This is a genomic window from Acinetobacter sp. RF14B (assembly GCF_006864105.1).
GTDB classification, from domain to species: Bacteria; Pseudomonadota; Gammaproteobacteria; order Pseudomonadales; family Moraxellaceae; genus Acinetobacter; species Acinetobacter lwoffii_C.
Genome location: NZ_SMTB01000077.1, coordinates 1 through 14,029 on the forward strand (window position 1 = coordinate 1; position 14,029 = coordinate 14,029).

11 protein-coding genes are annotated in these 14,029 nt (G+C 44.0%); all 11 read right to left on the bottom strand.

The genetic code is table 11. The features are described 5' to 3' along the window. The coding region (locus tag E2K52_RS10985; protein ID WP_151205132.1) for a TrmH family RNA methyltransferase at positions 1-234 on the bottom strand (234 nt) is incomplete at its 3' end. A gap of 33 nt (positions 235-267) precedes the next feature. Beyond that, the gene (gene dnaE / locus E2K52_RS10990) at positions 268-3,840 is read right to left on the bottom strand and encodes a DNA polymerase III subunit alpha (protein ID WP_151205133.1); all 3,573 of its coding nucleotides are present in this window, start codon (positions 3,838-3,840) and stop codon (positions 268-270) included. 298 nt (positions 3,841-4,138) lie between these two features. Continuing rightward, positions 4,139-4,834: a methionine ABC transporter permease gene (locus tag E2K52_RS10995; RefSeq protein WP_151205134.1), complete on the bottom strand. Its 696-nt coding sequence runs from the start codon at positions 4,832-4,834 to the stop codon at positions 4,139-4,141. Next, positions 4,831-5,856 (bottom strand): methionine ABC transporter ATP-binding protein, encoded by a 1,026-nt coding sequence (locus E2K52_RS11000; RefSeq protein ID WP_151205135.1) that lies wholly within the window; start codon positions 5,854-5,856, stop codon positions 4,831-4,833. Before E2K52_RS11000 ends, E2K52_RS10995 begins: the two co-directional genes overlap by 4 nt. A 71-nt stretch (positions 5,857-5,927) precedes the next feature. Continuing rightward, positions 5,928-6,803: a MetQ/NlpA family ABC transporter substrate-binding protein gene (locus E2K52_RS11005; protein ID WP_151205136.1), complete on the bottom strand. Its 876-nt coding sequence runs from the start codon at positions 6,801-6,803 to the stop codon at positions 5,928-5,930. 753 nt (positions 6,804-7,556) lie between these two features. After that, entirely contained in the window at positions 7,557-8,840 is a 1,284-nt protein-coding gene (gene purD / locus E2K52_RS11010) for a phosphoribosylamine--glycine ligase (RefSeq protein ID WP_151205137.1), read from the bottom strand. A 127-nt stretch (positions 8,841-8,967) separates the two neighbouring features. Next, the gene (gene purH, locus E2K52_RS11015; RefSeq protein WP_151205138.1) at positions 8,968-10,542 is read right to left on the bottom strand and encodes a bifunctional phosphoribosylaminoimidazolecarboxamide formyltransferase/IMP cyclohydrolase; all 1,575 of its coding nucleotides are present in this window, start codon (positions 10,540-10,542) and stop codon (positions 8,968-8,970) included. 89 nt (positions 10,543-10,631) lie between these two features. Then, complete coding sequence (gene fis, locus E2K52_RS11020) at positions 10,632-10,901, bottom strand: DNA-binding transcriptional regulator Fis (RefSeq protein ID WP_001086304.1); 270 nt, start codon at positions 10,899-10,901, stop codon at positions 10,632-10,634. Between the two features lie 399 nt (positions 10,902-11,300). Beyond that, positions 11,301-12,176, bottom strand: a complete 876-nt coding sequence (locus tag E2K52_RS11025) for a DUF3426 domain-containing protein (RefSeq protein WP_151205139.1) — start codon at positions 12,174-12,176, stop codon at positions 11,301-11,303. 18 nt (positions 12,177-12,194) lie between these two features. Then, the gene (prmA, locus tag E2K52_RS11030; RefSeq protein ID WP_151205140.1) at positions 12,195-13,097 is read right to left on the bottom strand and encodes a 50S ribosomal protein L11 methyltransferase; all 903 of its coding nucleotides are present in this window, start codon (positions 13,095-13,097) and stop codon (positions 12,195-12,197) included. A gap of 162 nt (positions 13,098-13,259) precedes the next feature. Beyond that, the coding region (locus tag E2K52_RS11035; protein ID WP_151205141.1) for a bile acid:sodium symporter family protein at positions 13,260-14,029 on the bottom strand (770 nt) is incomplete at its 5' end.

The following is a 14,029-nucleotide window of genomic DNA, read 5'->3' on the forward strand; positions in this document are numbered from 1 at the left end:
TTCAAGGGTTTCTACAATCTCGATCTGCTCGATCAGGTCAGTTGCACCCGCAGCCAGCGCGTCAACATCCGGATGCGGATAGGTTTTCGGTGCCACCAGAACCAGCTTGGACAGGCCCATGGTTTTCATGGCGCGTAAGGCACTGCCAATGTTGGCAGGTAAGGTGGTATTGACCATGACAATACGCACATGGGAGAGATGTGCTGAAACGGTAGCATTGTCAATTTGACTCATGAACTTTCCAATTGTGAATGTTTTTAAATGAAATTACGAATATTGGGCCTGATTTTCCGCCTGATACAGGTCCATAGCATCCTCGATGCTCATATCGGCAGGTGGTGGCGGCACTTCGACAGGCTTGGCTTCTTCATAAGAGACGGCTCTGGCCGCTTTGGACTTAACTTGATATTCAATATGAATGGCCGATTTACCAAAGTAATCACGCAGCTTTATGAGCAGTTCATCCAGTGGCGCAACCTTCCAGTTCAGGCCCAAATGCAGTTCAGTACTGGCATAGTCATAATCCAGATATAAAATCACCGGAATATGCGTGCTCATATCTACATCCGTATAAAGCTGTAAGATCTGCTGTAAGTCACGTGCCAGTGTTTTGCTCTGGTGCTCGGCAGTCAGGGTGATTTTAATACTGTTAGCACGTTTCTGACGGATTTCATTTAAGCTAAAAGCTTTGGTCAAGCGGCCCAGTGGGCGGTCAAAACCTTCACGCTCATAAATTTCACCTTCAATGACTACCACTTTGTCGACCTGGACAATCTCTTTAAAACGCTGGAAACGTTCATGGTTGGTAGAAATTTCAATACGTGACGTACCATCATCCAGCGTAACCATCATCCGGTTCGGGAAGTTCGCCACATCTACCACCAGCCCGGCAAAGACCGTGGTTACGCCACGGCGTGTGGGGGTTAATTCATTAATTTGTGCAGGAACAAAGGCTTTCAGTTCATTGCGGTAGACATCAATCGGATGACCGGTCAGATACAGGCCGAGCGTGTCTTTTTCACCTTTAAGACGGACTTCATCTGACCAGGGTTTGACCGGTTTAGATGGCTTGCGCTGAACTTCTTCAACTTCACCAAACAGGTCCATAATGCCGGTTTCACGGTTTGAACGTGCCTGTTCTGCTGCCTGAACGGCTTGAGGCAGTTGTACCATCAAATCTGCACGTTCAATTCCCAGACAGTCGAGTGCGCCCGCACGGATCAAGGCTTCCAGAGTACGCTTATTGATTTTCTTCAAGTCGATCCGGTGACAGAAATCAAACAGGTCTTTATAAGGGCCTTGCTCGTTACGTGAGTTGATCACCGATTGCATTGCCGCTTCGCCCACGCCTTTAATCGCACCTAGACCATACACAATAGTTTTTTCATCAATGGCGTGGAACTGGTAAATCGACATATTGACTGAAGGTGGTAACACTTCCAGATTGTTTTTACGGCAGTCGTCAATCAGGAAGACCACGTTATCGGTGTTCTGCATTTCCGAGGACATGACTGCTGCCAGAAACTCAGCCGGATAATGGGCTTTTAACCAGGCAGTCTGATAGGCCACCAAAGCATAGGCAGCCGCATGTGATTTGTTAAAACCATAGCCGGCAAACTTTTCCATATAGTCAAAGATATGGTTGGCTGTGGCTTCATCAATATCTTTTTTTGCAGCGCCTTCAATGAAGATTTTACGCTGTTTGACCATTTCTTCAGGCTTTTTCTTACCCATGGCCCGGCGCAGCAAGTCCGCACCGCCCAAGGTATAACCGGCACAGTACTGCGCAGCCTGCATCACCTGTTCCTGATACACCATAATTCCGTAGGTCGGTTCCAAGACACCTTCCAACAGGGGATGCAGATATTCAAAATCGCCACCATGCATCCGGTGAATAAAGTCAGGAATCAGGTCCATCGGACCGGGACGGTATAAAGATACAAAGGCAATAATTTCTTCGAACTTACTAGGACGCGCCTCTTTCAGCATCTTTTTCATGCCCACAGATTCAAACTGGAAGACGGCGGTGGTGTTGGCATTAGCAAATACGAGGTAGGCGTCTTTGTCATCTAGCGGGATATAGGCAATATCCAGCGGTTTTTCACTCTGAATGCGTTTATTGATGTTCTTGACCGCATCTTCAATCACGGTCAGGTTACGCAAGCCTAAGAAGTCAAACTTCACCAGACCGGCAGACTCAACATCGTCCTTATCGAACTGTGCCACGCGTCCGGTACCATCAGCATCACACATGACCGCAGAGAAATCGGTAATCTTGGTCGGTGAAATGACCACACCACCAGCGTGTTTACCGGTATTTCGGGTAATGCCTTCAAGTTTGAGAGCCATTTCCCAGATCTCAGAAGCATCATCATAGTCAGGATTCGAGGGATTGGTCACCACATCCTTGAGTTGCGGTTCGGCTTCCAGCGACTCTTCCAATGTTAGACCCAACGGTTTGGTTGGAATCAGTTTAGAGATCCGATCTGCCAGACCATAAGATTTGCCTAGTACCCGTGCGACGTCACGAATTGCCCCTTTGGCAGCCATGGTACCGAAGGTTGCAATCTGGGACACCGCGTCACGGCCATAAGTGCGTGCAACATAGTCAATCACCCGGTCACGACCAGTAATACAGAAGTCTACGTCAAAATCGGGCATTGACACACGTTCCGGATTCAGGAAGCGTTCAAACAGCAGCTCGTAGCGTAACGGATCCAGGTCGGTAATTTTTAAACTATAGGCCACCAGTGAACCCGCACCTGAACCACGACCCGGACCTACCGGTACGCCGTTGCTCTTGGACCATTGAATAAAGTCCATGACGATCAGGAAGTAGCCAGGGAAACCCATCGAGTTAATGATGTTGATTTCATATTCAATCCGCTCATCATAAGGCTTACGGATTTCTGCCCAGTGCTCGTCACGCTCTGCAGGCGGATAAAGGAAGTCCAGACGCTCTTCGAGACCTTCTTTAGACAAATGGGCAAAGTAAGTATCAATGGTATGACCTTCAGGGATCGGATAATCCGGCAGAAAGTATTTGCCCAGTTGCAAGGTTACATTACAGCGCTTGGCAATATGGTAGGTGTTTTCAATTGCTGCAGGAATATCCGAGAAAAGCTCGGTCATTTCCTCGGCAGATTTAAAGTACTGTTCAGGTGAATAAGTTTTGGGACGGCGGTTATCGCCCAGAACATAGCCATCTGCAATACATACACGCGCTTCATGTGCTTCAAAGTCATTACGGGTCATAAAATGCACATCATTATGTGCCACGACCCCAATATTGTACTTTTTGGCCAGCTTAACCGCCTCAAGAATGAAGTTATCTTCATCTGGACGATTGGTACGGCTAAGTGCTAAATAGACACGATTCCCAAATTTTTCAATCCATTCTTCTAATAGTGGTTCAGCTTTTTGTGGATTGGAAGTAATAAGCATTTTTCCAACATCGGACTGTATGCCAAGCAGGGCAATCATGTCGTCGGACTGCTCCAGAATCCATTCTTTTTGTATGCAAGGAACGTCCAGTTGCTGTCCGCGAATAAAGCCTTCGGAGACCAGCTCAGTCAGGTTACGCCAACCTTTATTGGTCATGGCCAGTAAGGTCATACGATGTTCGGCATCATTCAGGCGAATTTCTGAACCTAAAATCGGTTTAATGCCTTTGCCTAGGCATTTTCCATAAAATTTTACTGCGGCATGCAGGTTGGACAAGTCGGTGAGAGCAAGGGCAGGCATTTGCTCTTTCTCAGCAGCTTTGACTAAATCAGGTATACGTACGATGGATTCAGTAATCGAAAATTCTGTATGAATACCAAGATGAACAAAGTGCATAAATGAGTCCCTGCAAAAACCGCTCGATAGTTTAACATGGGATTTATTGTTGCAGTTTGAAATTGATGGGAAATGCTGAACTTTTAATTTAATTGAGCGGCTTATTTTTCTTTAGTCTTGAAAAACGAGCAGCACTGCTGGGTGCACTCATAAAAAACTTTTCTTAGTTTGCTGAAATATTGTTAGATTACCCGCCAACGAGCCATGATCCATATATGAACTGTTAACCGAGCTGAATATGTCCTGCATCGTTATAGAGGAAAAATAAAACCCTCCGAAGAGGGCTGAACTATAATTTTTATCTTAACCGCGACAGCCAGTCACCGATACTTTGAACAATCTGGACCAGAATCAATAAGACAATCACTGTCATGATCACCACAGACGTGTCAAAACGCTGATAACCATAAGAAATAGCTAAATCACCAATACCACCAGCACCAACGGCCCCGGCCATCGCTGTCGCACCAATCAGGCTAATGGTTGCAGTGGTCAGATTGAGAATCAGGGAGCTACGGGCTTCGGGCAGGACAAATTTGAAAATAATCTGCATTGGAGTTGCACCCATCGCCTGTGCAGACTCAATAATGCCTGCATTTACTTCCAGCAACGAGGTTTCAATCAGGCGGCCAATATAAGGCCCGACATAAATGGTTAGCGGTACAATCGCCGCCCAAGTACCAATAGATGTTCCTACAATCCACTTGGTCAGCGGGATGACTGCAATCAGCAGAATAATAAACGGCAAGGAGCGAAGCGCATTCACAATTGGATTTAAACCGTGATAAATCACGCGATTTGGCAGAATGCCGTCCGGACGGGTTAGCAGTAAAATAATGGCTTGAACAAAGCCCCAGATACAGCCAAACAGCATGGCGAAAAATACCATGTGAAAGGTTTCCTGCAAGGCTGTGACGAACTGGTCCATGGACAGGGAGCTTTTCCAGAAAGGTGCAGTCAGCGTCGTCAACCACTGTACAATGAAATCTCTCATGCTTGTATTCCTGCTTGTGATACCTGCACACCTTGATCTTCCAGATATTGCAGGGCAGCGTTAATTTCAGTGCCATCGCCGGAGAGTTGAATAAACATCTGTCCAATCACGGAGCCATTAATTTCGGTCATGTTGGCAAACAGAATATTCAGGTTAATATTGAACTGTCTGATCACCGCTTGAATCACGGTTTCCTGCGCTGAACTGCCGAGAAATTTTAAACAATAAATACTCTGCTGATTCTGATTTTCCAGATTGTTTAAAATATTCACAGGCAAATGCTGCTGTAAAACGGTCTGGATAAAACTTCGGGTGGTTGGATGCTGCGGTTGACTGAAGATCTGCAAGGTAGAGCCGGTTTCAATCACATCACCTTTTTCCATTACGGCCACATAATCACAGATTGATTCAATCACATCCATTTCATGCGTTACCATCACAATCGTGATGCCTTGCTCTTCATTGATTTTTTTCAGGAGTTGTAATACGGATTTGGTGGTTTGTGGATCAAGTGCGGAAGTCGCTTCATCACAGAGTAAAATTTTAGGATGATTGGCAAGGGCGCGTGCAATACCGACACGCTGTTTTTGACCCCCGGAAAGCTCATCAGGATAGGTATTACGCTTATGTTTTAGATCAATAAAATCCAGTAATTCTTCCAGACGTTTTTCACGCTCAGCCTTGTTCCAGCCCAGAAGTTTCATCGGCATTTCAATATTGGCCGCCACGGTTTGGGTTTGCAGTAAATTAAAATGCTGGAAAATCATCCCGATACCTGCACGTTCTTGACGCAATGCTTTCGCATCCAAGGCCGTAAAATCTGTACCATTGATAATAACTTGTCCCGAGCTTGGACGTTCTAGCAGGTTAATCAGGCGAATTAATGTACTCTTGCCTGCGCCACTATATCCAATAATGCCAAAAATACTGCCTGTCGGGATCTGCAGATTGATCTGATTCAGGGCATGCAAGGTTTGACCTTTCAGCTCATACTGTTTGGAAATATTTTTAAATTCAATCATAGTGTCAAAAACTGCATTACCAGCAAAAAACAGGCAAGAAAAGCTTGCCTGTTTTTATATTGGGTAAAATATTACTGAGCTTCGGTCAAATAAGTAACGGGTTTGTTGACCGCGACTTTTGTGCCACCAAAGTGTTCATCAACATAGGCTTGCACAGCAGGAGTATGATACAGTGCGCCCACTTTTTGAAGTGCCGGGTCGTTCTGACGGTCTGCTGCCACCGCTAAAACATTTACATTCATTTTAGTGCTTTGATCAATTGGCTCATAGTAAATCGCATCTTTTAAGACGTTTAAACCGCCTTCCATCGCCAGAGTATTACCTAAAACAATCGCATCTACTTCGTCTTTTACGCGAACTGCAGTCGCCATTTGAATCGGTTTGATGACAATCTGTTTGGCGTTTTCAGTCACATCGGCCGTAGTGCCTTTGACATAGTCAAATTCAGGTTTAAGTTTCACCAGACCGGCAGACTGTAATAGCAGGAGGGCGCGTGACTCATTTGCACCATCATTTGGAATGGCAATGGTGGCACCGGTTTTAAACTCATGCAAGGATTTTACCTTGCTGGAGTAAATCCCCATAGGCTCTAAATAAGTGGTCGCGAGCGGGGCGATTTTTTGTGTATTGGCATCATTATACGCCACCATATAGGCATAGGACTGGAATGCGTTTAGGTCAATTTCTTTATTGGCGACCGCAGTATTCATGGCAACATAGTCGGTAAAATTTTTTACATCTAGCTTGAGACCTGCTTGCTTGGTTTCCGGCAATGTTGCAATGTAGCGCCAGATGTCGGCATCTGAACCGGTAGATGCCAGCGTTACGGTTTGCAGTTCGCCTGAGTTTTTAGCTTGAGCAGCATCACTGTCAGGAGCTTCCTGTTTGCTACACGCAGTTAAGGTGAATACAGATGCACCCAATAAGACACCCAGTAACTTTTTCATAAAAAATATCCTAATTCTTTGTTGCCTAAAGTATAAGCACTTTTAAGTCGTATTAAAGCAGCGTTTTATCGCGATCCTGCTTGAAAGTAAATCAGAATACGCACGGTATTTTCCTAAAGCATACATCTAAAGTTTCCAGCATCTACCCGATGAGCATCAAGCAATCGTGTACCTTCTTTTGTATTAAAACTGGAGAGAGCCGCCTTTCAATGGTCGCCATCATAACAATAAAGCTATATTCAGAATAGTGAAGTGAAAATGCGATCTTATCTATTTAGTAGAATAAGGATTAGAGGTTTCAACTAAAAAATCAATAAATACAAAGTATTATTTTTATCGAAAATCGGCAGGCGAAGTGATGGTTTAATTTATGATCTTTATAAGATTTTATCCAATCTAAATCATAAAAACGGATATAAGAAGCTTGGAACCACCTGTTTTTATTGTTTTTATCTGCAAAATATATTTTATGTTTATGACGCTGTAGGAAGCATGCTGCTCATAAATCAATTCTACAGGGGGTGAAAATATATTTAAGAAATGCTGGAGGCGTAAACGTCGACAGTGATCAAATTTTTAAACTTGCTAGACGCCAGTTTTTGTCATCAACGCTTTGGATCAAAGGTGGAAGAGGGAAGACGGATAAAATTTATAGTGATAAAAATATAAAAAATGATGCACAAAATCCAAATCTGGAGCGATAAAAAGCCCTATATAAAATAGGGCTTTTACAATTCACGATTATAGAAAATATTAAGTATTTTCACGCGCAATCGCACGGTAGCCAATATCCTTACGGTATTGAACACCGTCAAAAGTGACTTTTTCACACAGTTCCAAAGCTTTGGCTTGTGCTTCACCGATGGTATTGCCCAGTGCAGTTACACAAAGTACACGGCCACCAGCTGTCACAATTTCACCTTTCTCATTGGCTTTAGTACCTGCATGGAAGACTTTGGCATCGGCCATTTCAGTGTCTAGGCCTGAAATCACATCACCATTGCTTGAAGTTTCCGGGTAGCCACGTGACGCAAGTACGATACCGACAGTTTTACGCTCATCCCAGTCAGCTTCTGCTGGCAGCTTGCCTGCAAGACCTGCTTCCACCAGTTCCACCAAAGAAGATTTTAAGCGCATCATGATTGGCTGGGTTTCAGGGTCACCAAAACGGCAGTTGAATTCAATCACTTTAGGTTGGCCTTGCTCGTCAATCATCAGACCCGCATACAGGAAGCCTGTGTACGCATGTCCATCCGCTTTCATACCATCAACGGTTGGGCGCATGACTTCTTTCATGGTTTTTTCGAAAACGTCAGCTGTCACCACTGGCGCAGGAGAGTAAGCGCCCATACCGCCCGTGTTGGGACCCTGGTCACCTTCAAAAATGCGTTTGTGATCTTGTGAGGTTGCCATTGGCAGGATGTTGTCACCATCAATCATACAAATGAAAGAGGCTTCTTCACCCGCAAGGAATTCTTCAATAACTACACGTGAACCGGCATCACCAAACTTGTTGCCTGCCAGCATGTCATCAATTGCAGCAAATGCTTCTTCGTTGCTCATCGCCACGATTACGCCTTTACCGGCTGCCAAGCCATCTGCCTTGATCACAATTGGCGCACCATTTTTTTCAACAAAGGCTTTGGCAGCATCGACTTCTGTAAATACGTCATAGAAAGCAGTTGGAATGTTGTGGCGTTTTAAGAAGTGCTTCGCAAATGCTTTAGAGCCTTCAAGCTGTGCTGCAAACTGCGTTGGACCCCAGATTTTAAGATCAGCAGCGCGGCACGCATCTACGACACCATTCACAAGTGGTGCTTCTGGACCCACGATAATCAGATCAACCGCATTATTTTTAGCAAAGTCGATAATTGCAGCATTGTCTAAAATGTTTAATGCAACATTTTCGCATTTTGATTCGGTTGCAGTCCCGGCATTACCTGGCGCAACAAAAACTTTAGCAACTTTTTTATCTTGTGCGATTTTCCATGCTAAAGCATGTTCACGACCGCCGTTACCCAAAACTAAAATATTCATCGGTTCATACTCCATGAATCGAAAATGACATAAAGCCCTCAACTTAAAAAGGAGAGGACTTTATGCAAGATTAAAAATCTAGATTGTTCAGCATGTAAGACATTGTCATTACATTGGCACTACATAATTAGTGGCGGAAGTGACGCATGCCAGTGAAGACCATGGCAATACCAGCTTCGTCAGCTGCTGCAATGGTTTCTTCATCACGCATAGAACCACCCGGTTGGATAATGCATTTGATGCCAGCTTTTGCAGCGTTATCAATACCATCACGGAATGGGAAGAATGCGTCAGATGCCATTACTGCACCTTCAACTACGAGACCTGCATGTTCAGCTTTAATTGCAGCAATACGCGCAGAGTTGACACGGCTCATTTGACCTGCACCTACACCAATCGTTTGACGATTTTTCGCATACACAATCGCATTTGATTTTACATATTTCGCAACTTTCCAGGCGAAGATCATGTCATCAATTTCCTGTTCAGTTGGCGCACGTTTAGTCACAACTTTAAGGTCATCTTTAGTGATCATGCCCAAGTCCTGGTCTTGAACCAGTAAACCACCGTTGACACGCTTGTAGTCGAGTTGAGATTGACGCGCATCGATTGCTGGAAGTTCGCCACATACCAGAACGCGTACGTTTTTCTTCGCGCCTGTTACTTCAAGAACGCCTTCAGCAACGCTAGGTGCAATGATCACTTCAACGAATTGACGATCCACAATTGCTTGTGCAGTTGCGACATCTAGTTCACGGTTGAATGCAATGATGCCACCGAATGCAGATTCAGGGTCAGTTGCATAAGCCAGGTCATAAGCCGCCTGGATGCCATCTAAAGACACCGCAACGCCACATGGATTGGCATGTTTTACAATCACACACGCAGGTTTAGCGAATGATTTCACACATTCAAGTGCTGCATCTGTATCTGCGATATTGTTATAAGAGAGCTCTTTACCTTGTAACTGTTTAGCTGTTGAAACAGACGCTTCAGTCGCTGTGTCTTCTACATAGAAGGCAGCAGATTGATGCGGGTTTTCACCATAACGAAGGTCTTGAACTTTATTTAATTGCGTATTGAAAGTACGTGCAAATTTGTCTGCCTGACCTTCTTCTTTACCTACGCGAGCACCCAGATAAGAAGCGATCATGCCATCGTATTGCGCTGTATGTTCAAACGCTTTAACCGCTAGGTCAAAACGAGTAGCATAAGACAAAGCACCTTCTGCTTTTAACTCAGCAATAACGGTTGAGTAGTCAGAAGCGTTTACTACAATACCGACAGAAGCATGGTTTTTTGCAGCAGCACGAACCATAGTTGGGCCACCGATGTCGATGTTTTCAATCGCATCTGCAAGTGAACAGTTTGGTTTTGCTACAGTGGCTGCAAATGGATATAAGTTCACAACAACAAGGTCGATGGCATCGATGCTGTGTTCTGCCATTACAGCTTCATCCAGTCCGCGACGTGCCAAGATACCGCCATGAATTTTTGGATGCAAAGTTTTTACACGGCCGTCCATCATCTCTGGGAAACCAGTGTGCTCTGAAACTTCAACTACGGCAATATTATTGTCTTTTAATAATTTGTATGTACCACCAGTAGATAAAATTTCTACCCCAAGAGCAGCAAGGTTTTGGGCAAACTCAACAATACCAGTCTTGTCGGAAACAGAGATTAAAGCGCGTTTAATAGTCATGATCTTCGTCACAGTTTTTAAGAATTAAAACAAATTAGCTAAATACAGGTCGAAAAAAATGCCTGCGAAAGCCGCAAGCATTTTATCATTTATTCACTCATTAAACCGTGAGCTTTTAACTTTTTACGTAAAGTACCGCGGTTAAGTCCGAGAATCTCAGCAGCACGTGTCTGGTTGCCACGTGTGTACTCTAGAACTACAGATAAAAGAGGCTTCTCCATTTCTGCTAGCACCATGTCATACACCTGAGAAGGTTGCTCGCCCTGCAGTTGTGCAAAGTAATGGCGAACTGCGCGATCTACATGAATACGTAGAGCGACATCAGATTGTGCAGTAAAAATAGGAGACTTGCTATTCATGCGAATTAATCCGAAAAATAAATATCACTTGGGTAAAGTGATATATAAAAGTGGTCTAGAAATTTAAATGAACTCCAATTTTAGATCCTAAAACTAGAGTTCTAAAACTTGGTCATTACATTGAGCTTGTAGCTTGACATATCTCTGCGGTTTGGTCGAAAAATAAGCGTAACAATAATTAAAGTTTTGTTACTGACCAAAATCCAAACAAAAAATCTGCTCAATACGCAATAAATTTTATAGCGCATTAGTTAAGACTGTATTTGTTGTGGAAAAGTAGCGAGGAGTTTGCAGCACATAGCTTTTGTGGCGCGTATAATACCATTTTCTAGGAAAAAGTGAGCAAGAAAACTGCATTTTTTTAAACTTTTTTCGATTTTTTAATAGTTTTTACCCATATTAAGGCCGAATTATTTCTAAACTATAATTATCGAAGTCTTTGCGGTCTACCGGAAGGCTGAATTTAAACTTGAAGGGACTATTTTGGGGAATTCGCTCTACCTTTACCAGACTTTCAATCAGATACTCCTGTGAAGTCAGGTTGTAGGTCACGGTCTGCTTGCCATGTTTTTTCAGGTTTACTCTTAAAATAGGCAGGCTGAGACTGCGGTCATGGAGATTGACCAGTTCACCACTAAATTGTGTCTCGTTTTTAGCCACAGATCTGATCTTGACTTTATTAATATGAATTAGGTTGTAATGCTCATTAATATGCGAACAGTTAAACGTTTCGCAGATCTGGGTGAATGCCATACTCATGACATGGCTATTTTGCAGATATTTCGGATTAAACCAGAAAAACTGGAATAACAGCAGTCCAAGTAGGGACAGATTTAACAGACTCCAGCCGACATAATAAAGTAAGCTTTTTTCCTGTTCCTTGTCCGACTCATCCCAGTTCATGCTGGGTAAGACGCTGATCGGGGTGGTGCTAAAATAGTTCAGGTTGTTTAGGTAAGTATGCAAGTCGATATTCGAGTTTTCGACTTTCTCATCAAAAATATTCAGAAAACTGTGCCGAGGCCGCTGAACCTGGTTGTTATGCTGCCCAGATGTGTCGGTCTGAGTAGGATAACGACTGTTATGATCGATAGTATCAAAAGCAGATTCAGAAGCAGTGACCGAGTTCTGGTTCTCAGTCACCAGATGTGATAAAGCATTAAAAGTCGTGGTGCATTTGGGACAGCAAACCATACCTTGCGCTATGGTTAATTGTGCAACGCTAACCTTATAAGTTGTAGAACATGTAGGGCAATGGGTTTGCTTGTCACTCATATAGACTTTATATACTCTTTAATTTTTATGGCGTTTCCCCGAAATTCGGCACCAGTTTTCATCACGTTTTTCGACTTCTAATATATCAAAATGTTTTGAGTAAATGCTAGTAACTTCAGTCACTTGCTCTTCAATCACACCTGCAAGTGCGAACTCTGCCTCAGGTTTGACTAAATTTGCAAACTCAGGCTCAAGCATCATTAGGGGCCCTGCCAGAATGTTGGCTACAAACACATCTGCTTTCTGCTCGCCCAGCTCTGTATTGAACTCTTCCGGCAGACCCACATAGAGTTTGTCGAGTACACCATTCAGTTCTGCATTTTGTTGGGTTGCCAGAACAGCTTGTGGATCGATATCAGTGGCATATGCTTTTTTCGCACCTAGTAATAGGGCGGCGACAGCCAAAATTCCTGAACCGCAACCATAGTCAATGACGATCTTGTCTTTAACATCAGTTTTTCCGAGCCATTGCAAGCAAAGGAAAGTCGAGGCATGGTTTCCAGTACCAAAGGCCAGACCTGGGTCAAGTTTGATATTGACAGCATCAGCTTCGGGGGCTTGCATCCATTCCGGTACAATCCAGAATTTTTCTGCAATCTGAATCGGCGCATAGGCATCCATCCAGGTTCTTTCCCAGGCCTGGTCTTCTAAAAACTCATGCCGCATTGGAGCATCCGGGATTTGCAGGCAAATAAATGTTTCAAGAGCGCTGACATCAATTTCTTCATCATCTTCCTGTGCATAGATGCCAGTTACAATCACTTTATTCCAAAGTGGGGTTTCACCTGGAAGTGGTTCCAGTAAATCTTGGTTTTCGGCATCATCCAGTGTCACACTGACTGCACCCAGAGAGCTGAGTAAGGTTTCAGTAAAATCAACTTGAGCCTGATCAACCGTAATATGAATTTGTAACCACTTCACAGAAATTAACCTTTTCTACATGTTTTAAAAAGCTATTGTAACGGAACTTGGGAATGAGCGCTGCTATCTTGTGAGGCTATCACTAAAATAAAAGAGCGCCATAAATGGAGCTGCATCCCAAAAACTTGACAGCTTAAGCCGGGTTTAAAGGATGCATTTTTACTATTGCGCGCTAGACAAGGCAGGTCGAGGGCTAATGGGTGCAAAGCGATTAAGCAAGAAACCAAAGATGGCAGCAAAAATATACATAAAGATCGAGTACACGGCAGCTGGCATGGCGACTGCCGTACTGGACATGACTGTCAACGCAATGGTCATGGCTAAAGTACTATTATGAATGCCAATCTCAAATGCACTGGCCCGAGCCTGAGCTGTATTGATATTCATCAGACGCGGAACAAAATAACCAATGCTCAGGCTGAAAATGCAGAACAGTACAGCGGCCAGACCCACTTGAGCCAAGTATTCAGCAATATTGCTACGTTCACTATAAATGGCACCTGCGATAATCAGGAGCAGGAAAATGACTGCAAAAATACGCAGGGGTTTATTCAGTTTCTCGGTCAGTTCTGGAGAATAGCGGCGAATCAGCATGCCAATTCCCACGGGAAGCAGAATAATGCCAAAGACCTGCAGGATTTTTGCAAACTGTAAGCTGATTTGCTGGCTGTCCTGCATGAAGTGCATAATTGAAAAGTTAACAATCAATGGCAAGGTCAGCGCCGCAATCACTGAGTTAATGGCAGTGAGAGTAATATTTAGGGCTAGGTCTCCCTTAAACAGATAGCTAAACAGGTTGGCGGTACTCCCACCGGGAGAAGCAGCCAGGAGCATTAGGCCAACAGCAAGTAGAGGTGGAAGCGCCAGTACCTTGCACAGTACAAAGGCAATACCAACCAGCACTACGAGCTGACAGAACAGGGCGACCAGCA